The following is a 20,550-nucleotide window of genomic DNA, read 5'->3' as shown; positions in this document are numbered from 1 at the left end:
TTTTCGCATCTGCATCAAATTCCCGAAATAGCGCGCTTTTTCCCGTTTATTCCTCGCACGGTCGGTACATTATTCCATCGATAATCATTTCAACACCGCGCAATCGGGAGCGTCATGGTAGGCAGACTAGATAAACCGCATGAAGATTTCGAGGGAGAAGATCGTGGGGGTGCGGTGAGTGTTGATGTGGTGCGCCCACGTCCAGCAATCCACCGGCATACGTGCACCAGTACCTTATGAAGTAACTGGTACCTTGGTACAGCCTGTACCACCGTACGATAGACGAGGCGCTTGCAGATTTCCTAAAATGAAATCGTAATATTTGGGAAAGCAGTCTCCGCCATATTCTGGTGGAATTTTATTTTAACGACATAAACAAGGAAAAGCATCATGAACAAAATTGTACAAGATGTAAAACAGTTTCTGAACGACGAAGAAGGCGTGACCGCCATTGAGTATGGACTGATCGCAGCTCTGATCGCGGTGTTTATTATTGGTGCACTGCAATTGCTTGGGCCTCAGTTGGTTGCCGTGTTTACTGCTATTACCACTGCACTCTCGACGGCACTGTAAAAAAACCTTCAACGATTGCCAAGTGCGTGGTTTTCTTTAATCGCCCTGGCAGTCGGAATTGAAGTTTTATATGCCGCCCGGTCGCTTGGCCGGGCGGCGTTAAGCGAAATGATCAAATGTATTCATTAAACACAGGGTTTTTGCTGCCACTGCTGCTTGTCGCAGCTTGGCACGATATCCGCAGCCGCCGAATTCCGAACGCCCTGGTTTTTCCGGGCACGGTTGCAGGGGTGCTGTCGAATGCCTTGCTGCCCCAGGAAATGGGGGGACTGGGAGTTCTCGATTCCCTGGCGGGGCTGGGAATGGGTCTGGTGCTGTTGCTGCCACTTTACCTCCTGCGCGCCATGGCTGCGGGGGACGTGAAACTCATGGCCATGACTGGCGCCTTTCTGGGCGCGCGTGGTGTGAGTGGCGCATTGCTGTGCGTACTGCTTGCGGGCGGGGTGCTGGCGTTGGGGATTGCGTGGCGTCAGGGCACGCTGCACAGACTGTTGCGCAAACTCACGATGATGCTGTTCACCCGCGCGGCTGGGAGTTCACTGGAGAGTCGTCCCATGACCGGCTATCTCCCAGGGTCTGCCGCAGACGCCGCGGAATCCATGGGCAAGCTACCTTATGGCGTGGCGATCGCAACCGGAACGTTGGTGTATCTGGCCGTTGCCCAATGGGGCGGATGACCAGCTGCAGATACACATTAATAGATTAATCGGGTTTATTGAGCTGAGTGATCGGACTGTAAGAATAATCGAATGCCGCATAGTCTGGGATAACAGTCGGCAAAAAGGAATGATTAAATGAAGAATGTAAGAGCCATATGGATGATCGTGATCTCGCTGCTGTTGGGTCTGGCTGCCGTCGTGGTGGCGGGTAAATGGGTCGTCGATCGGGCGAGTGTGGATGCATCCAAGGTTATTACCGCTTCGCGGGACATTGATGTCGGCACATCGCTGACCCCGGATATGCTGCAGTCGACGGATTGGCCACGCGCCAGCATGCCTCCGGGATCGTTCGAGGATGCGAAGCTGCTCGCTTCCCGTGTAGTCAAAATCAATCTGGTGCGCGGTGAACCGCTGATGGAATCCAAACTGGCGCCGGAGGGCGCCATGGGCGGATTATCCGGCGTGATTACGGAGGGCAAGCGCGCCATTACCGTGAAAGTGAATGAGGTCATCGGCCTCGCCGGATTAGCTTTGCCGGGAAACAATGTGGACATTCTGGTAAACGCGAAGGACGAAAGTGATAAACCCATCTCCAAGATCGTGCTGGAGCGCATTCTGGTGTTGGCAGTGGGCCAGGATCTCGGTCGCGACGAAACCAAGCCCAAGGCGGTAACCGCCGTCACGCTGGAAGTGACCCCGGAGGAAGCAGAAAAACTCGATCTCGCGCGCAGCATCGGTACGCTGTCGCTGGTGCTGCGCAACCAGATCGATAAGAGCCCGGGCACGACGGACGGAGTGCGCACCAAAGATCTGCTGAGGCTGAGTGTCGAAACCGGAACAGCACCCGCTTACCGGGGCAAACCCGCTGCACCGAAGCCGACGATCGAAATCATCCGAGGCATTCAGAAAACCGAAACAATACTGGCGCCGAAGGAGATCAGATGAAGCCGCGACAATCCATGGACAGCTATCCTGTCCCCCCTGCGGAAAGACACCTTTTCTCGCGAACCGTCAATTCAGATTTACTCCCGGGGGGTGGCCCGCTCCACTCATTGCCATTACTTCTCGCTGCAATGGCGATATGTGCCGTTGCGGCGCTGACGACTGGGGTTCCGGTTGCGACAGCCCAGGTGGTTGCAGCGAAACCGGCCGAGGGCTTGCTGGTGGGCATCTCCAGCATGAATGTGACATTGGGCAAATCTGCCCTGCTTAAAATGTCGGCGCCGGTCACACGTCTATCGGTGGGGAATCCCGAGGTCGCCGATGTGACACTGATTAGTCCGGGCGAGATCTATGTGCTGGGCAAATCCATCGGGACAACCAATATCATCCTGTGGACCCGGGGGGGGCAGGCTGCTGTCATCGACGTGACCGTCATCATGGACGCAGCCGCCCTGCAAAGCAAGTTGCAGGAACTCTTGCCTGGTGAGAAAAATATCCGGGTAAGCGCGGCAGGGGATTCCCTCGCGATGTCCGGCACGGTATCCGATACGCTCAAGGCGGATCGGGCGGTGGCGCTGGCGGATGCTTATGTGCGCGCCTCGTCCGGCACCCAGGGAGGGCAACGTGCCGGCACGCAAGGAGCGGGTATGCAAGGAGGGGGGCAAGGTGGTGAATCACCGGGTGCCGGCCAGGGGTTGGGCAGTGTTCAGGTGATCAATCTTCTTCAGGTAGGCAGCAACCAGCAGGTCATGCTGGAAGTGAAAATAGTTGAGATCAACCGGACGGTTGCGGAAAAACTTGGTTTTGATTTTCAGAGAGCGGCCAGAAAAGCCGGAAGCGCATTTACGCAGATCATGACCGGCATCATTGGCGGTGCGCCCGGACAGCTATTCCAGTCCCTGGGTACTCCGAATACGGGTGACTCCTTTCTCATCGATGCCGAGAAAAAGGACGACCTGATAAAGATTCTGGCCGAACCCACTATCGTGGCAATCAGTGGCCAGGAGGCCAGCTTCCTTGTGGGCGGCGAAGTCATGATTCCCGTCCCCCAGTTTGCCGGCGTGGTCACCCTCCAGTCCAGGCAATTCGGCGTGGGGTTGAAGTTTACGCCAACAGTACTCGAGGAGGGCCGGATCAACCTCGTAGTATCCCCGGAAGTGACGGAACTGGTCAGCTTCAACACCATAGCCACGACTGGCCTCGGTGGCGTGCTGGCGGTGCCGACCTTCACCACCCGGCGCATATCGACAACGGTGCAGTTGCGGGACGGGCAGTCGCTCGCTGTCGGCGGATTGTTGCAGGACAACATCAAGGAGCATGCCAAGCGTTTTCCGGTACTGGGGGAACTGCCGATACTTGGCGCGCTGTTCCGCAGCAGCGATTTTCAGACGGACAAGACGGAGCTCATGATCGTGGTGACACCGCGCCTGGTAAAACCATTACAGCCCGTTTACCAACTACCGATAGACAATTTCGTCCCGCCCAGCCGGCCAGAGTTCCTGATAGACGGGAAAATGGAAGGTTCACCCAAAGAACTGCCCGCAAAAGAAATACCCGGTACAGGGGCTCAACCTCAGGCAGAACCCTCGGCCAATCCCGCGAATGCCGGCGGCTTTCAGATGAAATAAGGAGACGGAAAATATGAAAACGACATCACTGAAGAATATCCCGGGAAGGCTGCCTGTGATTCTGATCGCAATTTTGACGACGGCCTGTGTGCCGATCACCCCAAGGTTGGACGCGCAATTCGGCAGTTCCGTAGCTATTGCCCGCACCCAGCAGACTGCCAACCCGGAACCCTCGCGCAAGGACCCCGTGCAGGGGATCGACGGTCAGGCCGGCGACGCGGCTCTGGATAACTACCGCGAATCATTCGTCAATCCCAGGCCGGCGCTGTCGGGCGGCGTGGTTAACGTCGGTTCCGGCAGGGCGGGAAGCGGGGGTGGAGGCGGGAGTGGAATGGGGATGGGAAGATAACATGTTCACCGCGCGAAGATATGCGAAGCTTGGATAAAAACCAATGAGATCCCTTCCAGTCATATTGCTCAGTCGCCGCAGTTGTCCGAGTCTCCGAAGAGAAAGAGGCACAATCGCGATCATTGTGGCACTGTCGATGGTTGTCCTGGTTGGTTTTGCCGGCTTGGCGCTTGATCTGGGCAAGCTCTATGTTGCGAAATCCGAACTGCAAAACAGTGCGGATGCATGCGCACTGGCCGCAGTACGCGAACTTACCGGCGCCAGCACAAATCAGCTCATACTCGCCGAAGCAGCGGGTATCGCGGCAGGCATGCGTCACGACGTCCTCTTTCAAGGCGAAGCAATTTCTCTTTCTGTCGATAACAGCGTGACATTCAGCCAGACACTCAACGGCACCTATCAGCCAAAGATCGCTTTCACTGCCGCAGAAGCACTCCTGGCGCAGTTCGCACGTTGCACGGTGGATCGCACCGGCATTGCCAACTGGTTCATGCAGGTCATGAACCTTATGCCGGGAATTTCAATCGGCAACCAGGCGGTCGCCGCCGGGGCGGTGGCCACTCGCTCGCCGTCACAAACTGTTTCCTGCGCCATCCCCGTGGGGATCTGCAGCAGCGCGCTCGCTCCTACTCCCCCACCATCCGGAACGTGGTTGCAAAGCGTAATCGGCACTGGCGGAAGCGGCGGAAGCGGTAACCTGACGGGGAATTTCATGTGGGTGGATTATTCCCCTCCTGGCGGCGGGGCGGCCGAGCTTGGCGGAAACCTGACCGGCGCAGGTGTCTGCAATCTACCCGCGATCGGCTCCCAGGTGGGGCAGTCGGGTGTCATATCGTCGTTGGCAGCCAGCTGGAACAGCCGTTTCGGTATCTACAAGGGCAGTGTCAAGCAAGGCGAGTCGATTCCCGATTACACCGGTTACGCCTATACCGACGCAGCGGGAAGTTGGCCCACAAAGTTCAACGCTTTTGCCGATTTCAGGAACAGGAGAGGAACCTACGCGCAATATCAGGGGGATGGGACAACCGGCTTGAGCACGAATGGAACGGTCGCGAATCCCGGTTATCTCCAGACAGCGGGTGGCGACCGGAGAATAGCGATTGCTGCCGTGGTGGATTGTGTTGGCTTTACCAGCGGATCGACCGTTGCGCCGGTACTGTCATGGGCGTGTGTTCTGATGCTGCATCCGCTCAACAACAGTGCCGGCGGCGGCGGGACGGGCGCGGCCCGGATGTATCTCGAGTACCTCGGCTGGGCGGATGACCCTGCCAGTCCTTGCGTGACATCGGGTGTACCCGGCGGCTCCACGAGCGGAGGGCCGCTTGTTCCGACCCTGGTGCGATGAGAGCTGTCATGCACAAGCAAACATACACAATGGAGACATCTCTCGGTATCAGTCAAGGCTTGAAGCGCAGCGGGATGCGTGGCGCGGTTGCCGTGGAGTTTGCCCTGCTACTGATACCCATGCTGCTGCTGGCGTTCGGCGTGGTTGAATACGGCCGCGCCCTCTACCAGTACAACACCCTTGTGAAGACGGTGCGTGATTCGGCACGTCTGTTGTCGCAATATAATCCCACGGATACGGCTTCCTACTCGGTCGCGCTGACCGACGCCAGATGCCTGGCCGTGCATGGCAACACTACCTGTTCCGGGCCGTCTCTTGCACCGGGGCTGACGACGGGTATGGTAGGGATTGCGTCCACAACCACGACTACTGCGGCCGGAACGCCGGTTACACTGGTTGAAGTCAGCATCACTGGCTATGTATTCAACTTTGTATTCAATCCCGCGAACCTTTTGGCCAACGCCGCGAATACCATCCCATTCAGTGAAATTCACGCGACGATGAGGCAGCTATGATGAATGCGCGACCATATCGTGCGGCATCCAGCCCGGGGGGGCTGCTTAAGCAGCGTGGAGCCGCCGCCGTCGAATTCGCGCTCGTTGCGTCGCTCCTGTTCACCCTGCTGCTCGGCATTATGGAGATGGGTCGTGTCCTGTTCTACTGGAATACTGCAACCGAGGTCACGCGCCTGGGCGCACGGCTGGCAGTGGTGTGCAATAAGGACGCAGCTATCATCAAGACCCGGATGAGCGACATGCTCGGTATCCTGACCCCCGGCAATATCGACCTGACTTATACGCCCGGTGGCTGCGACATCAATTCTTGCCGGGCGGTCACGGTAAGCATCACGGGATTGAGTGTCTCGACTTTCATTCCGCTTGTGCCGTTAAATATCAGCATGCCGTCATTTTCCACCACCCTGCCGCGCGAAAGTATGGATATGGATAACACCAATCCGGATTGCAGTTGAGTGAGCCGGGCTGGAAAAAAGTTCTACCACGAACGAATATAAAGGAAAAAAAGTGAAGATCGCTGTCGTCGCCCAGGACTCGCAATATCCGAACAATATCCAGAGATTTCTCACCGAAGCCGACAAGCCCTATCCGTTTATCGCGATGATCGGCGGTGTGCACCAGGTGGTGGCGGTGGCGGAGCAGGAGCAACCCGATCTGCTGATGCTGGAAGGGCAGCACTTCAATCCGATGGAACTGCAGATTCTCCATGGTGTCACTTCACGTTTTCCCGACTTGGGAGTGGTTATGCTGTGCCCGGCCCAATCGCCGGAACGCCTCATCGAAGTCATGCGCGCTGGCGTTCGCGAGGTGTTGCAGACGCCGCTGACCCGCAATGTCGTGATTGAGGCTGTTGAGCGCTTTCAGCAACGAATCACGCTGGCACGGATGCCCGTCAATCAATGCAAAGTGTTGGCATTCATTCCCTGCAAAGGTGGCAGCGGGGCAACGTTCCTGGCCACCAATATTGCTTATGCTCTGGCCGCGCTGGAGAATAAGCGGGTTGCATTGTTCGATTTCAATCTGCAGTTTGGCGATGCCTCGCTGTTCGTGCACGATAGTCCGCCCACGACCTCGATTGCCGATGTGGCGCGCCAGATCCAGCGATTGGACGGATCATTCCTGGCTTCCAGCATGCTCCAGGTATTGCCCAACTTCGGTGTGCTGGCCGCGCCGGAAGAGCCGGAAAAGGCTGCGGAGATAAAGCCGGAGCACATCAATCCGCTGTTCGAGGTAGCGACGAGACACTACGACTTCGTGGTTCTGGACGTAGGGCGCGGGCTGGATGCGATTTCGATACAGGCGCTGGACCGGGCCGATCTGGTTTTCCCGGTCATGCAGCAAACCCTACCCTCCATCCGGGATGCCAAACGCATGTCGAATGCGTTTAGCGCGTTAAACTATCCAGACGATAAGCTCCGGTTTGTCGTGAATCGTTACAAGAAAAATGCCGATATCACGCTCGCTGATATGGAGAACACCTTGAATCTGAAGATATTCAAAGTGATACCAAACGATCACACCGTGGTCACCGCATCGGTGAACCAGGGCATACCTGCAATAAAACTCGACCGGCGCAGTCCGGTGGCGAAGTCGCTGCAGGAGATTGCGCACGAATTGTCCCGCGGTGCCGGCCAGGGAGGCATGCTCAGAAAATTTTTTACATTTTAGGAAAAATTGAAGAATACTGAATTGAAGCCATGAAAAACTATAACCCTGATTTTATGGAATGCCGACCATGTCGATAAGAGACCGCCTTCAAAGCGTGAGGCAAACCGGGGCTGCGGAGCAATACCCGGCATCCCTTACAGCGCTGCACGATATCCCGGCATATCAGGAATTGAAGGCACGTATCCATCGGAAGTTGCTCGACCGGGTCGATCTGACGGTCATGGAAAGTCTGCCACCCGAACGTCTGCTGATAGAAATCAAGAACCTGGTGGAACGCCTGCTGGTTGAGGAAAGCACCCCGATCAACGAGGTGGAGCGCCAGGGCATCGTCCGGGACATCCAGAACGAAGTGCTCGGCCTGGGCCCCCTGGAACCCCTGCTGGCGGATCCAACCATCTCCGATATTCTGGTCAACACTCACCGCCAGGTGTATGTCGAACGCCGCGGCCGACTGGAAATGACCGATATTCACTTCGCCAACGAAGGGCACTTGAGAAAGATCATAGACCGGATCGTGTCGCGTGTCGGGCGCCGCGTGGACGAATCGAGTCCCATGGTGGATGCGCGCCTGCCCGATGGCTCCCGCGTCAATGCCATTATTCCGCCACTGGCGATCGACGGGTCGATGCTTTCGATCCGGCGCTTTTCCGTGAGCCCGCTCAAAATGAACGATCTGATAGGTTTTAAGTCCCTGACGCCGGAAATGGGCGAAATCATCGGCGGCCTGGTCAAGGGCAAGTGCAGCATACTCATTTCCGGTGGTACAGGTAGCGGCAAGACGACGCTGCTCAACATCATGTCCAGCTTCATTCCATTATCGGAACGTATCGTCACCATCGAAGACGCGGCCGAGCTGCAGTTGCAGCAACCGCACGTGGTGCGCCTGGAGACACGTCCACCCAACGTCGAAGGCAAGGGTGAAATTTCCCAGCGTGCACTGGTGAGGAACAGCCTGCGCATGCGCCCCGACCGGGTCATCATCGGCGAAGTGCGCGGCGCTGAAGCGCTGGATATGCTACAGGCCATGAACACCGGCCATGAAGGCTCCATGGCCACGGTTCATGCCAATACACCCAGAGATGCTTTGGGCAGGATCGAGAACATGGTGAACATGGGCGGGTTGAACCTGCCGATCAAGGCGGTGCGTCAGCAGATCAGCTCGGCCATATGGGTGGTGATCCAGGTCTTGCGCCTGACCGACGGCAAGCGCAAATTGACCAGTATCCAGGAGATCACCGGCATGGAAGGCGATATCATCACCATGCAGGAAATTTATGCTTTCGAGCAGACCGGCATGTCAGCGGACGGAACGGTGCAGGGGCATTTCCGCGCCACCGGCATTCGCCCTAAATTCGCCGAGCGCTTGCGTATACATGGCATACCATTGCGCGAGGAGTTGTTCGACCCATCCCGCCGGTACGCGTAGCGAAGGGGCGGCGATGGATTCTCTCTACTACCTGTTTCTCCTGTTCTTCTTTCTTGCCGTGGTGCTGTTTTTGGAAGGGGGCTATCTGGCCTGGTATGCTCACAAGGGTCCGGAAGCAAAACGCATCCAGGAACGTTTGCAGGCGGTTTCCGCCGGATGGAACGGCGCCGAGACGGCGCTACTGAAGCAACGGCTGCTGAGCAGCTCGCCCGCCTTGGGACGCTTCCTGCTGCGGGTTCCGCGCATTCACAGCCTCGACCGGCTGCTGCAGCAATCGGGTATGTCGCTCATGGTGACCCATTTCCTCGGCTACACTGCCATGGCGGCGTTGGGTGGAATGGCGAGCGCGGCGTTGCTGGGCCTGCCGTTTATTGTCACACTGCTTGGGGCTGCGGCTGGAAGCGTGCTGCCCTTGTTCTTTGTGCGCAGCGCGAAACGCAAGCGCCTGGAGAAAATCGAACGGCAGTTGCCGGAAGCGATTGATTTGATGGCCCGTGCGCTAAAGGCTGGCCATGCTTTTTCCGGTGCGTTGCAGATGGTGTCCACCGATGGACCCGAGCCGGCTGCAGGCGAGTTCCGCCTGACATTCGATGAAATCAACTTTGGCGTCTCGGTGCAGGATGCGTTGATGAACCTCGCCTTCCGGGTCCCCATCACCGATCTGCGTTACTTTGTGATCGCGGTGCTGATCCAGCGCGAGAGTGGTGGCAACCTGGCGGAATTGCTCGATAAAATCAGCGGGCTGATCCGTGATCGCCTCACGTTACTGGGAAGAATTCGCGTGCTTTCGGCCGAGGGACGGCTTTCGGCCTGGATTCTTTCCTGTCTGCCATTTGCAACGGGCTTAACGATCCATATCGTCAATCCCGGATTTCTGAGTATATTGTGGACGGATCCAGCAGGAATAATAATGGTCGGTACCGCGCTGGGAATGATGGTGATGGGTATCTTCATCATGTCGCGCATCATCAAGATCCGGGTATGAAGCGGTTTTTTAATTAATAACGGACTCAGCCCAAGTATGACAACAGTTCAGATTGCCTATCTGGCGGTTATTTTTATCATGGTGGCGGGAGCCGCCTTTGCGGTGATGCGGGCACTTGCGCCGCGTCCCACCAAAACTCGCCTGGACCAGATTGCCGCTGAAGGTGCCTCGCCGCAGGAAAAAGTGGACAGCCAGTGGAATAAGAGCGTTATCGATCTGGCCGGGCCGTTGGCGAAGCTGGCGCTGCCGAGCGAGGGATGGGAAAACTCTGTTCTGCGCACTCGCTTCATGCATGCAGGCTATCATGCCAGGTCGGTGCCGATGGTTTATTTCGCCGCCAAGACGTTGCTGGCTTTGGCTTTGCCGGGGATTTTCCTGCTCTATGCCGGTATCGGCCGCCTCGAACTGGATACCAGCGTTGCCTTGGCGGCGTTGCTGGGATTGGCGGCATCCGGCTACTACCTGCCGAATGTGATACTGGCGCGTTTGATTGCGCTACGCCAGCGTGAACTGTTCGAGAGTTTTCCGGACGCTATCGATCTTATGACAGTATGCATTGAGGCCGGATTGGGGTTGGATGCCGCAATGGTCCGAGTAGGAGAAGAGATGCGGTTGAGGAGCCGAGTCCTGGCTGGCGAGCTTCATCTGGTAAGCCTGGAGCTTCGTGCCGGCCGAACCCGGGAGCAGGCGTTGCGCAACCTTGCCCTGCGAACGGGGGTGGAAGAAATCGACGCCTTGGTCTCCATGCTGGTGCAGGCTGACCGCTTCGGTACGAGCATCGCAACTTCCTTGCGTGTGCATTCGGACACGTTGCGCACCACGCGCCGGCTGCGGGCGGAGGAGGCTGCCGCAAAAATAGCGCTGAAACTGCTTTTCCCTCTGATTTTCTTTATCTTTCCGTCGCTCCTGTTGGTGCTGATGGGACCGGCTTTCATCAACATTTATCGTATATTGCTACCCACCCTTGCGGGCCAATGAATAAAGAGGTGTATGACATGTTTAAAGTAAAACGGCTGGTATGGGTGATGAGCTGCGTGTCCGTCATGGGGGGATGTGCATTGTATCAAAGCAGCGATAAGCAGGCTTTGAGCATCAAGCCAGTGATGGATGTAAAGCACGCAACCGGGGGGGCCGAGGCAATGTATTGGCTGGGCCGGTACTACCAGGGCAAGATGAATTACACGGAAGCTGCCGCCGCATACGAAAAGGCGTTGGCGGCAGACCCAGCTCATGCCGAGGCGCACAACGGACTGGGCGTCTCTTATTCCCTGCTGGGGCGGCATGAGCTGGCGCTGCAGCACTTCCGAAAAGCGATCGAACTATTGCCGATGGCGGCACACTTGCACAATAATCTCGGTTATGCCCATTTCGCGCGGGGACAGGAAAGCGAGGCCGTTGCCGCATTCGAGCAAGCACTGCGGCTCGATCCGGAAAACCGCCAAGCGCGCAGCAACCTGGCGGCTGCTTACGAAAAAGCGGAATTGCACGATGAGGCTGCCATGCTGAGAATGGCAAGACCGGAACCCACCGCGGCACCTGACACTTTTTCCGCCACCATACCCGCCGCTCCTTCTCGGCTTGTGCAGGTAACCCCTAATGTATTCGAGCTCAGGATGACCGACGCCGATTCAATGACGGCTCTCCGTACAGGTAGATCTACCGGCAAGACTGCCGTGTCGCAGGATGCCGGTAATCTTGACAGCAAGGATGTCCGTATTGAAGTTTCAAATGGCAACGGCATGAGCGGCATGGCCGCGCAGGTATCCGGCTTTCTGCAGCGAAGCGGGTTTGCCAAGGCACGTCTGACCGACCGGCCGCCGTACCAGCAGGTACAGACCGAGATTCACTACCGGCCTGGCAATTCGGTACTTGCCGGCCAGATCAGCCAGATGATGCCGAAGCAGGCTCCGGTGGTGGAGAGCTACAATCTGCGTCGGGAAGTCCAGGTTCGGGTGCTGCTGGGCAAGGATTTCGCCCGTGAGGCTGCCTACTTCGATAACCGGGGTAAGATACAGGTTGCCCTAAGTGCCGGCAAGGCGGCAGACGCTGAAGAACCTCGGGAATAGTATGAACCCCCGGAAAGTTCTGAATGAGTCCCACGCGGGCACGGCAGCGGCTTTGCGGGGCGATCCGCTTCGTCAGGCTCGTAGCGAAAATGAGTCATTCGCATCCTTACCTTGTGCATCCCATTCCACTATCCGCCCCATGCGGGACTTATTCAGAAGTTCCTGGCAGAATGCGGCAATTGCATCACATCTCCACGAAATAGCTGGCCGCTGCCATATCCACGCTCTCGATTGTTAATTCGGGACGCCTCTTCATGAAGCGCGCGCGGTCCACGATGTGCTCCATCAAATCGCGCGGGTGACTCCCCGTCAGCGGCCGTATGGGCTTACGGTAATAATTGTCCAGCAGATATTCGGCTACTATCGCATCGTAGGCGATTCCCTGTGTGACACAAACCCGGCGCAGGATTTCCCTGAATTCGTCCTCGGTCTGGTATTGCACCTGGATCTTGTGGCGGATGCGGCGCAAGAATGCCTCATCAACCAGATCCCCGGGACGCATATTGGTACAAAAAACGGTGATCTGGTCGAAGGGTATCTCAAACTTCAGACCGGTATGCAGGGTCGGGAAATCGGTGCCGCGTTCCAGAGGTATGATCCAGCGGTTGAGCAACTGGCGCGGCTCCACCTGCTGCCGGCCAAAGTCATCGAGGATGAATACCCCGTTCCCGGCTTTCATGTGTATCGGAGCCTCATAGAATTTGCTGCTGCTATCGTAGCGCAGGTCGAGCATATCCAGTGTCAGTTCGCCGCCCACCATCACCACTGGGCGACGGCATTTTTTCCAGCGCGGGTCATACTTCAGATTCATTCTCAAATCAAGCTGAGGACTCTCAGCCGTTCCCTCCGCCACGCTAAAATGAATTGCGGGATCGAACAGCCGAATTACTTGGCCGCTCACCTCAATCGCTTGCGGAATGTAAACATGCCCCGGCAGTGCGCGTCCCAATATTTCGGCGATACTCGTTTTTCCCGTTCCAGGCGGGCCATAAAAGAAGATCGAACGTCCCGAGCTAAATGCCGGCCCCAACTGGTTAAGCATTCTTTCTCCAATAACCATGTGCTTCAGGGAATGGCGTATCCATTCATTATCCACCTCGATCTGCCGGATACCTTGGCGCACCAGGGCGCGTGTATAGTCCTGCAGCGGCACCGGAGCCGCCCCCACGTAAAGACTGGTTTCGAGCGCCGCTTTTGCTCTTTCGCGCCCACGCTGGGTCAGCTCGAAAACCTGGGCCGCCCGGCTATAGCCGGTGGCTGAGCGGATGGAAGCCAGTTGGTCAGTCGTGACCAGTTCCGCCAGTTCATCGACGACACTGAATGGGAGCGAGAGTATGTCCGAGATCTGCTGCAAGGAGAATGTGCCGGCTTCCAGATGCGCGGCCTTGAGCAACAAGTCGGTGAGAAATGCTTCACTCAGGCCAGTATTGACCACCTTTAGCGGGGCGGATGGGACAGGGGAGAAGAACTGGCTAAACTGGTTTGCGGTGAGAAAACCAAGGGAGACGAGGATATCCCCCAGACGGTCACTGCTCCCCTTCTGGCAGGCCAGCGCCTCTGCCAGTTGTGCGGGTGATATCAGACCTTCGCGAACCAGCAGTTCACCGATTGGATTTGCCATGGTGGGTTCCTTGAATTTGAATCCAGCGGTGGATTGTTCTGCATTGATAGATTAGGGCGTGATCCGTTCTGAGCCAATGTTGTTTTAATGGAGATAGAAATCAATAAGATCAATGGCCTTAGTCGGGTTTCATATCGCCACAGACTGCAGGGCTAAAACACGAACGGGACAAGCCGATGACGCACTTCAAGCATGTAAGCGCGATATGCCGGGTCAAGGGCAAGGTGCCTTTCTTCGCGGAAGATTCGCACACAGAGGAACCCCATCGTTATCGTATAGACGAGCAGATTCGCGAGCGTCGTATGCACCAGCACGTAGCCGCCAAATAACAGGAAGTAGCTGGCATAGAGCGGATGGCGCACGATGTGGTACATCCATGAGGTCTTGATTTCACGTTTGGCCGCGACTATCGCAAAGCTGCGATTGAGGGATAGCAGGCTGATTATCTGAAGCATCGTGCCGAGCACAATCACGATGCTCGCCGGGGGAAACATTCCCCACGTTGCAGGGCGGAAAAACAGCGGCGCGAAGGAACCGCCAATTGCCACCAGCCAGTCGGATGGAGCCAGCGAAACGGTCTTCGGATTGCTGCGGAAGATAAAAAATCCTGCCGTCAGAGTTTCAGAAATAACCACCAGCAACAGCGCCCATTCCCGCGTTTCCTGAAACTTGCCGAAATGCGCATGGGCAAAGTATCCAAAGAGGGTTGCCAGCAGCATTCCGCTGTAAACATTAGCCCGCCGGGATTGCAGTATTTCTGATAATGAATTCATGCTGTCCAGGGCGAGAAAGCGCGGGTTACTCATAATGTGTCCTTATAGGTCTAGCAAACCGTGGCCCCACGAATTGCTGCATTCCTGAATACTACAATTTCATTTTAGGAAACCCACAAGTGTCTTGTCCATCGTACCGAAGTACAACGAATTGCCTAAATGAAAACATGGCTGCAGGATGCACTGGGAAGATACGTTGCCTCAAATTGTTGGTAATCAAGCTAACGGCGGGGTTATCGGCGCAAGTCCACCATTCGGTTGAGACGCTCTTCGGTCGCTGGATGAATTGCCCGGATTGAGACTTACGGTGATTTCGCCAGGCAGTATTGATTGTTTGCAGCAAGTATTTATTGCTTCTTTACTTGAAACTTCCGGTGACAGTCCGTATTATTAGCACTCGTTGGCAGTGAGTGCTAATAGGTTTTTGTGGTAAATTCGGAAATCTGAACACAAAAATATCAGTTTTTCCATAGATTTCATTGTATTAATTTCAAAACAGGAGAAAGAAAACATGCAGATTCGTCCGTTACACGACCGCGTTATTGTCAAGCGGCTGGAAGAAGAACGCAAGACTTCATCCGGTATCGTCATCCCTGACAGCGCGGCGGAAAAGCCCGATCAAGGCGAAATCATTGCTGTAGGCAAAGGCAAGGTTGGTGACGACGGCAAGGTCCGTCCGCTGGATGTGAAGGTTGGCGACAAAGTGCTATTCGGAAAATACTCCGGACAGACGGTGAAAGTGTCGGGGGAAGAGCTTCTGGTGATGCGCGAAGAGGACCTAATGGGGGTCATCGAAAGTTAATTTGCTCACTACGGTTAAACAATATTTCTGGAAATTAGGAGAAAGAGATTATGGCAGCGAAAGAAGTGAAATTTGGCGATTCAGCCCGCCACAAAATGGTGGCCGGGGTCAACATTCTGGCCGATGCGGTTAAAGTTACCCTTGGCCCCAAGGGGCGCAATGTTGTCCTGGAGCGTTCTTATGGCGCACCCACTATTACCAAGGATGGTGTCTCGGTAGCGAAAGAAATCGAACTGAAAGACAAGTTCGAGAATATGGGCGCACAAATGGTGAAGGAAGTAGCCAGCAAGACGTCTGATGTCGCGGGCGACGGCACGACCACTGCCACGGTTCTGGCGCAGTCCATCGTCAAGGAAGGCATGAAGTATGTCGCCGCCGGGATGAACCCGATGGACCTGAAGCGTGGTATCGATAAAGCCGTTGCCGCAACTGTTGAGGAACTCAAGAAACTGTCCAAACCCTGTACCACCGGCAAGGAAATTGCGCAGGTGGGAAGCATATCCGCCAATTCGGATCCGGAAATCGGCAAGATCATTGCGGACGCGATGGAAAAAGTGGGTAAGGAAGGCGTGATTACGGTGGAAGATGGTTCCGGGCTGCAAAATGAGCTGGAGGTGGTCGAGGGCATGCAGTTCGACCGTGGTTATCTTTCCCCGTATTTCATAAACAATCCCGACAGGCAGATCGCATTGCTGGAAAATCCTTTTGTCTTGCTGCACGACAAGAAGATTTCCAATATCCGCGAATTGCTGCCGGTGCTGGAGCTCGTAGCCAAAGCCGGTAAACCGCTATTGATCATTGCTGAAGATGTGGACGGCGAGGCACTCGCCACCCTGGTTGTGAACAATATCCGCGGCATCCTGAAAACCTGTGCAGTCAAAGCGCCTGGCTTTGGTGATCGCCGCAAGGCCATGCTTGAAGACATCGCCATTCTCACGGGCGGCACAGTGATTGCCGAAGAAGTAGGTTTATCGCTGGAAAAAGCTACCCTGAAGGAGTTGGGACAGGCCAAGCGCATAGAAGTTGGCAAGGAAGAAACCACTGTCATTGATGGCGCTGGAGATGCCGCAAACATTGAAGGCCGTGTCAAGCAGGTCCGCAAGCAAATCGACGAAGCCACGAGCGACTACGACAAGGAAAAATTGCAGGAGCGTGTGGCAAAGCTGGCTGGCGGTGTAGCGTTGATCAAAGTCGGTGCGGCCACTGAAGTGGAAATGAAAGAGAAGAAAGCGCGTGTTGAAGACGCCCTGCATGCTACCCGCGCCGCAGTGGAAGAAGGTATCGTTCCCGGTGGTGGCGTGGCGTTATTGCGTACCTTGAGTGCGGTGGCCAGCCTCAAAGGCGACAATCATGATCAGGACGCCGGCATCAAGATTGTTCTGCGTGCGCTGGAAGAGCCCCTGCGCCAGATCGTTGCTAACTGCGGCGATGAGCCTTCGGTAGTAATCAACAAGGTATTGGAAGGCAAGGGTAATTTTGGTTACAATGCCGCCACCAGCGAATATGGCGACATGGTGGAAATGGGTGTTCTGGATCCTACCAAGGTTACGCGTTATGCATTGCAGCATGCCGCCTCCGTGGCGAGTCTGATGCTTACCACTGATGCTCTGGTGGCTGAATCACCAAAGGAAGAATCCGGTGGAGGCGGTGGCATGGGCGGCATGGGTGGTATGGGTGGTATGGGTGGTATGGGCGGCATGGATATGTAGGATTTGCTGTATCGGTCTTGGTAGAAATGAAGTACGATAAAAAACCCCGCCACGGTGGGGTTTTTTATTATCACAACCCGGTCTAAGCCATTGCTGGCCGGGTTTCATTTTGAGGTGCATGATGTGCGCCACATCCCTTTATAATTGCTTCATTAAAAAAATTTGTTTTTTCCATCCATGCCAGAAGCGCGAAGCGCACTCCCTCAAGTTGTGGAGGCTCGCTTCGAAACCGTGGGGCGGTGGCGGCCAGATGTTTTCTTTATCATAAATTTATGACTCCAGATCAGTACTGTCAGGAAAAAGCGATTCAAAGCGGTTCCAGTTTCTATTACAGCTTTCTCTATCTGCCAACGGAGAGACGCCGCGCCATTACTGCCTTATATGCTTTCTGCCGCGAGGTGGACGATGTGGTGGATGAGTGCACCGATGCGTCGGTGGCGCGAACGAAACTTGCGTGGTGGCGGCAGGAAGTTGCCGCCATATTTGATGCCGGACATGGAAATGAACCCAGCCATCCGGTGGCTAAAGCGCTGGTTAACGTGTCGAAAATATTCAATCTCACCGCTGAGCGATTGAATGAGATCATTGATGGCATGGAAATGGATCTTAATTATAATCGCTATGCTGATTTCGAAACCTTGCGGCTATATTGCTATCATGTGGCGAGCGTGGTGGGATTATGTTCGGCGGAGATTTTTGGCTATCGCAATCCCGATACCCTGAAGTATGCGCAGGATTTGGGGCTCGCATTCCAGCTCACCAACATCATACGCGACGTCGGCGAAGACGCACGTCGCGACCGTATCTATCTGCCCCAGGATGAATTGGTACGTTTTGGCGTATCGAACGAGGACATCCTTCATTCGCGTGAAACCGACAGCTTCAAACGGCTGATGGAGTTTCAGATTGAGCGTGCGGAAAGTTATTACGCTCGGGCTTTCGCAGCATTGCCTGCGGAGGACCGAAAAAACCAGCGCCCCGGCATTGTCATGGCGGCGATTTATCAAGCTCTGCTAAAGGAGATCAAGGAGGACGGTTGTCGTATTATGCGGCAACGCGTAAGTCTTACGCCGATGCGTAAATTGTGGATAGCATGGACGACCTGGATCAAGGGGTGAGCCAGGGGGCTTTGCCCCGATTGTATATCCTCCAGCTACCGGATTCAGGATGAATAATTTTAAAAATTACCGCGCGTCGCCTGATTTGCTCAAGGATCGTGTGATTCTCGTTACTGGTGCAGGCCAGGGCATAGGCCGTATTGCAGCGTTAACCTATGCCGCTCACGGTGCTACCGTAATTCTGCATGGGCGCCGGGTTGAGAAGCTGGAACGTGTGTATGATGAAATTGAAGCCGGAGGCGGGGTGCAGCCGTCAATTTTTCCGCTTGACCTGGAAAAGGCGGGAGACAAGGATTTTCAGGCGATTGCTCATGCCATCAAGCTGCAGTTGGGCAAACTGGATGGCATCCTGCACAATGCGGCATTGATATTCAGTCTGACTCCACTAGAGAATCAGACACTGGAACAATGGCTATCGATGCTACGCGTCAATCTGGTTGCGCCCTTTGCGCTGACACGCGCCTGTCTGCCACTGCTGAAAGCGTCGCCGGATGCAAGCGTGATAATGACCTCGGAAACGCATGGTCATGATCCCGCGGCCTATTGGGGCGGATTTGCGGTGGCCAAGGCGGGACTGGAGGTGCTGGCGAAAATTCAGGCACAGGAATGGGAAATGCTGCCGAACCTGCGTGTCAATGTGATAATTCCGGGGCCGGTGCACACGCCCCAGCGGACGAGGACTCATCCCGGTGAGGTCAAGCAGGATTTGCGTCCACCGGAGGATCTGATGCCTGGTTATCTATATTTGATGGGCCCGGACAGTAACGCTGTCAGAGGCCAGACCCTATTTTGCTAGCTCACCCCGGTACGGGCTGCCGCAGCTGGGAGAAACAGGTATAATTGGCCCGGAGCGGCGCGCGAAAGTGGCGGAATTGGTAGACGCACCAGATTTAGGTTCTGGCGCCGAAAGGTGTGGGGGTTCGAGTCCCCCCTTTCGCACCAGGAAGTGATAGCGGTGCGAGTGATGTCGCGCGAGTCGTGGATTGACGGCCACATGTCAGATGTCCGTTGGCTGCTCCCGTTATTATAACGCTGCATGAATGTTATCAACCAGTCGGGAAATGGAATGCAATCGAATGTCGAAGACCTGGGTGCGCTAGAGCGTCGCCTTAACGTTTCGATTCCTCAGGAAAAAATCGAAACGGAAATTGAAAGCCGCCTGAAGCGTTTGGCGCGTACCGCAAAAATACACGGTTTTCGGCCCGGCAAGGTGCCGCTGAAAATTGTCATGCAGCAATACGGCCCGCAGGTGCGCCAGGAGGTCATGGGTGATGTGCTGCAGAGGAATTTCAGCGAAGCTGTGCGTGAGCAAAAGCTGCGGGTTGCAGGTTATCCGCATTTTGAACCGAAGCAGGGGGCGGAAAACGCTGCTCAATTTGAATTCAGTGCGACATTTGAGGTCTATCCAGATGTGATCCTCGGTGATTTAAGCGGAGCCCGAATCGACCGGCCTGTAGTCAGCGTGATTGGCTCCGACGTCGATAAGACGCTGGAGATTCTGCGCAAGCAGCGCGTTCAATACGAGCCGGCGGCGCGGCCCGCGGTAACAGGTGATCGTGTCACCATCGATTATCGTGGCGTCATCGATGGAGTAGAATTTGACGGCGGCAAAGCCGAGAATTTTGCCCTCGTGCTGGGGGAAGGCAGGCTCCTCAAAGACTTTGAAGAACCTCTTGTGGGCATGAGCGCCGGGCAGAGCAAAACGTTTGAAGTAACCTTTCCGGCGGATTATCATGGAAAGGAGGTTGCCGGAAAGACGGCCACCTTTGAGGCGAAGCTCAACAGCGTGGAAGCGGCGAAACTGCCGGAAGTGGATGCTGAATTCGCCAGATCGCTCGGCGTTGGGGATGGCAGTATCGAAAAAATGCGCGAGGAAATCGAGGGCAACCTTGAGCGAGAAGTATCCAAACGGGTAAAAGCCAGAGTCAAGGAACAAGTCATGCAGGCATTGCTGGATGCGACCGCGATTCAGGCACCCAAAGCGCTGGTGGAGCAGGAACTGGAGCGGCTCATGCAGGATGCGCGTAATGATCTCGAATCGCGGGGCATGAGCTCTAAAAACGTGCCGTTACCCCGGGATTTGTTTTACGAGCGGGCGCAACGCCGGGTGAATCTGGGATTGATCCTGGGTGAAGTGGTAAGGATTAATGGCCTGCATGCAAAGCCTGAACAGGTGCGAACAGTGGTGGAGGATCTTGCACAAAGCTACGAGAATCCTGCTGAGGTGGTTAAATGGCATTATGCTTCACGGGATCGCCTTAACGAGGCGGAGTCGGCGGTGCTGGAAGATAACGTGGTAACGTGGGTGCTGGAAAAAGTTGCAGTCGCGGACAAGCCAATGACGCTGGATGAATTGATGGGAAAATCATGA

Annotated in this window: 20 protein-coding genes and 1 tRNA gene; 19 read left to right on the top strand and 2 right to left on the bottom strand. The window is 55.6% G+C overall.

Annotated features, from left to right (window positions below):
* Window positions 1-390 precede the first annotated feature (390 nt).
* The 13 genes from EBAPG3_RS00185 (at window position 391) to EBAPG3_RS00125 (ending at window position 12,156) form a co-directional block, all read left to right on the top strand.
* Window positions 391-573 (top strand): Flp family type IVb pilin, encoded by a 183-nt coding sequence (locus tag EBAPG3_RS00185; protein WP_004180273.1) that lies wholly within the window; start codon window positions 391-393, stop codon window positions 571-573.
* Window positions 574-689: 116 nt separating this feature from the next.
* On the top strand, window positions 690-1,250 hold the full coding sequence (locus EBAPG3_RS00180; RefSeq protein WP_004180276.1) for an A24 family peptidase: 561 nt from the start codon (window positions 690-692) through the stop codon (window positions 1,248-1,250).
* 117 nt (window positions 1,251-1,367) lie between these two features.
* Entirely contained in the window at window positions 1,368-2,177 is an 810-nt protein-coding gene (gene cpaB / locus EBAPG3_RS00175) for a Flp pilus assembly protein CpaB (RefSeq protein ID WP_004180277.1), read from the top strand.
* A complete protein-coding gene (locus EBAPG3_RS00170; RefSeq protein WP_004180278.1) occupies window positions 2,174-3,802 on the top strand; it encodes a type II and III secretion system protein family protein in 1,629 nt (542 codons plus the stop codon). The genes cpaB and EBAPG3_RS00170 overlap by 4 nt, the downstream gene beginning before the upstream one ends.
* A gap of 13 nt (window positions 3,803-3,815) precedes the next feature.
* Window positions 3,816-4,151: a hypothetical protein gene (locus EBAPG3_RS00165; protein ID WP_004180279.1), complete on the top strand. Its 336-nt coding sequence runs from the start codon at window positions 3,816-3,818 to the stop codon at window positions 4,149-4,151.
* A gap of 43 nt (window positions 4,152-4,194) precedes the next feature.
* Entirely contained in the window at window positions 4,195-5,496 is a 1,302-nt protein-coding gene (locus tag EBAPG3_RS00160; RefSeq protein WP_051049093.1) for a Tad domain-containing protein, read from the top strand.
* An 8-nt stretch (window positions 5,497-5,504) separates the two neighbouring features.
* Window positions 5,505-6,011, top strand: a complete 507-nt coding sequence (locus tag EBAPG3_RS00155; protein WP_227869238.1) for a TadE/TadG family type IV pilus assembly protein — start codon at window positions 5,505-5,507, stop codon at window positions 6,009-6,011.
* Window positions 6,008-6,466 carry a TadE family protein gene (locus EBAPG3_RS00150; RefSeq protein ID WP_227869237.1) on the top strand — a complete coding sequence of 153 codons (459 nt, stop codon included), beginning with the start codon at window positions 6,008-6,010 and terminating at the stop codon, window positions 6,464-6,466. The genes EBAPG3_RS00155 and EBAPG3_RS00150 overlap by 4 nt, the downstream gene beginning before the upstream one ends.
* 52 nt (window positions 6,467-6,518) lie before the next feature.
* Entirely contained in the window at window positions 6,519-7,679 is a 1,161-nt protein-coding gene (locus EBAPG3_RS00145) for a CpaE/TadZ family protein (RefSeq protein WP_004180289.1), read from the top strand.
* Between the two features lie 67 nt (window positions 7,680-7,746).
* Complete coding sequence (locus EBAPG3_RS00140) at window positions 7,747-9,105, top strand: CpaF family protein (protein WP_004180291.1); 1,359 nt, start codon at window positions 7,747-7,749, stop codon at window positions 9,103-9,105.
* Window positions 9,053-10,090, top strand: a complete 1,038-nt coding sequence (locus EBAPG3_RS00135) for a type II secretion system F family protein (RefSeq protein WP_227869236.1) — start codon at window positions 9,053-9,055, stop codon at window positions 10,088-10,090. Before EBAPG3_RS00140 ends, EBAPG3_RS00135 begins: the two co-directional genes overlap by 53 nt.
* Before the next feature lie 36 nt (window positions 10,091-10,126).
* Window positions 10,127-11,068, top strand: a complete 942-nt coding sequence (locus EBAPG3_RS00130; RefSeq protein ID WP_004180295.1) for a type II secretion system F family protein — start codon at window positions 10,127-10,129, stop codon at window positions 11,066-11,068.
* Between the two features lie 17 nt (window positions 11,069-11,085).
* Entirely contained in the window at window positions 11,086-12,156 is a 1,071-nt protein-coding gene (locus EBAPG3_RS00125; RefSeq protein ID WP_151898828.1) for a LytR C-terminal domain-containing protein, read from the top strand.
* 184 nt (window positions 12,157-12,340) lie between these two features.
* Here EBAPG3_RS00125 and EBAPG3_RS00120 read toward each other — a convergent pair whose 3' ends face one another.
* Both EBAPG3_RS00120 and EBAPG3_RS00115 read right to left on the bottom strand, forming a co-directional pair.
* Window positions 12,341-13,777 carry an ATP-binding protein gene (locus tag EBAPG3_RS00120; protein ID WP_004180302.1) on the bottom strand — a complete coding sequence of 479 codons (1,437 nt, stop codon included), beginning with the start codon at window positions 13,775-13,777 and terminating at the stop codon, window positions 12,341-12,343.
* A gap of 152 nt (window positions 13,778-13,929) precedes the next feature.
* Window positions 13,930-14,583 (bottom strand): methyltransferase family protein, encoded by a 654-nt coding sequence (locus EBAPG3_RS00115; RefSeq protein WP_004180303.1) that lies wholly within the window; start codon window positions 14,581-14,583, stop codon window positions 13,930-13,932.
* Between the two features lie 478 nt (window positions 14,584-15,061).
* Between EBAPG3_RS00115 and groES the strand changes: the two genes are divergently transcribed.
* From groES to tig, 6 genes are all read left to right on the top strand, one after another.
* A complete protein-coding gene (gene groES, locus EBAPG3_RS00110; RefSeq protein WP_004180304.1) occupies window positions 15,062-15,352 on the top strand; it encodes a co-chaperone GroES in 291 nt (96 codons plus the stop codon).
* Window positions 15,353-15,402: 50 nt separating this feature from the next.
* A complete protein-coding gene (groL, locus tag EBAPG3_RS00105) occupies window positions 15,403-17,061 on the top strand; it encodes a chaperonin GroEL (RefSeq protein WP_004180305.1) in 1,659 nt (552 codons plus the stop codon).
* 272 nt (window positions 17,062-17,333) lie between these two features.
* Window positions 17,334-18,179 (top strand): presqualene diphosphate synthase HpnD, encoded by an 846-nt coding sequence (hpnD, locus tag EBAPG3_RS00100; protein ID WP_040853060.1) that lies wholly within the window; start codon window positions 17,334-17,336, stop codon window positions 18,177-18,179.
* 49 nt (window positions 18,180-18,228) lie between these two features.
* Window positions 18,229-18,975 carry a YciK family oxidoreductase gene (locus tag EBAPG3_RS00095; protein ID WP_004180311.1) on the top strand — a complete coding sequence of 249 codons (747 nt, stop codon included), beginning with the start codon at window positions 18,229-18,231 and terminating at the stop codon, window positions 18,973-18,975.
* A 61-nt stretch (window positions 18,976-19,036) separates the two neighbouring features.
* Window positions 19,037-19,121, top strand: a tRNA-Leu gene (locus EBAPG3_RS00090).
* A gap of 124 nt (window positions 19,122-19,245) precedes the next feature.
* Window positions 19,246-20,550: a trigger factor gene (gene tig, locus EBAPG3_RS00085; protein WP_004180312.1), complete on the top strand. Its 1,305-nt coding sequence runs from the start codon at window positions 19,246-19,248 to the stop codon at window positions 20,548-20,550.

Origin of the sequence: Nitrosospira lacus (assembly GCF_000355765.4) — a bacterium.
Classification (GTDB): domain Bacteria; phylum Pseudomonadota; class Gammaproteobacteria; order Burkholderiales; family Nitrosomonadaceae; genus Nitrosospira; species Nitrosospira lacus.
The sequence above is the reverse complement of the archived record's forward strand: the minus strand, read 5'-3'. Positions and strand labels throughout refer to the sequence as shown.

Excerpts from the sequence above, each read along its gene's own strand:
- EBAPG3_RS00185 (WP_004180273.1), top strand. The coding sequence starts at position 391 with ATGAACAAAATTGTACAAGATGTAAAACAGTTTCTGAACGACGAAGAA.
- EBAPG3_RS00180 (WP_004180276.1), top strand. The coding sequence starts at position 690 with ATGTATTCATTAAACACAGGGTTTTTGCTGCCACTGCTGCTTGTCGCA.
- cpaB (WP_004180277.1), top strand. The coding sequence starts at position 1,368 with ATGAAGAATGTAAGAGCCATATGGATGATCGTGATCTCGCTGCTGTTG.
- EBAPG3_RS00170 (WP_004180278.1), top strand. The coding sequence starts at position 2,174 with ATGAAGCCGCGACAATCCATGGACAGCTATCCTGTCCCCCCTGCGGAA.
- EBAPG3_RS00165 (WP_004180279.1), top strand. The coding sequence starts at position 3,816 with ATGAAAACGACATCACTGAAGAATATCCCGGGAAGGCTGCCTGTGATT.
- EBAPG3_RS00160 (WP_051049093.1), top strand. The coding sequence starts at position 4,195 with ATGAGATCCCTTCCAGTCATATTGCTCAGTCGCCGCAGTTGTCCGAGT.
- EBAPG3_RS00155 (WP_227869238.1), top strand. The coding sequence starts at position 5,505 with ATGCACAAGCAAACATACACAATGGAGACATCTCTCGGTATCAGTCAA.
- EBAPG3_RS00150 (WP_227869237.1), top strand. The coding sequence starts at position 6,008 with ATGATGAATGCGCGACCATATCGTGCGGCATCCAGCCCGGGGGGGCTG.
- EBAPG3_RS00140 (WP_004180291.1), top strand. The coding sequence starts at position 7,747 with ATGTCGATAAGAGACCGCCTTCAAAGCGTGAGGCAAACCGGGGCTGCG.
- EBAPG3_RS00135 (WP_227869236.1), top strand. The coding sequence starts at position 9,053 with ATGGCATACCATTGCGCGAGGAGTTGTTCGACCCATCCCGCCGGTACG.
- EBAPG3_RS00130 (WP_004180295.1), top strand. The coding sequence starts at position 10,127 with ATGACAACAGTTCAGATTGCCTATCTGGCGGTTATTTTTATCATGGTG.
- EBAPG3_RS00125 (WP_151898828.1), top strand. The coding sequence starts at position 11,086 with ATGTTTAAAGTAAAACGGCTGGTATGGGTGATGAGCTGCGTGTCCGTC.
- EBAPG3_RS00120 (WP_004180302.1), bottom strand. The coding sequence starts at position 13,777 with ATGGCAAATCCAATCGGTGAACTGCTGGTTCGCGAAGGTCTGATATCA.
- EBAPG3_RS00115 (WP_004180303.1), bottom strand. The coding sequence starts at position 14,583 with ATGAGTAACCCGCGCTTTCTCGCCCTGGACAGCATGAATTCATTATCA.
- groES (WP_004180304.1), top strand. The coding sequence starts at position 15,062 with ATGCAGATTCGTCCGTTACACGACCGCGTTATTGTCAAGCGGCTGGAA.
- groL (WP_004180305.1), top strand. The coding sequence starts at position 15,403 with ATGGCAGCGAAAGAAGTGAAATTTGGCGATTCAGCCCGCCACAAAATG.
- hpnD (WP_040853060.1), top strand. The coding sequence starts at position 17,334 with ATGACTCCAGATCAGTACTGTCAGGAAAAAGCGATTCAAAGCGGTTCC.
- EBAPG3_RS00095 (WP_004180311.1), top strand. The coding sequence starts at position 18,229 with ATGAATAATTTTAAAAATTACCGCGCGTCGCCTGATTTGCTCAAGGAT.
- tig (WP_004180312.1), top strand. The coding sequence starts at position 19,246 with ATGCAATCGAATGTCGAAGACCTGGGTGCGCTAGAGCGTCGCCTTAAC.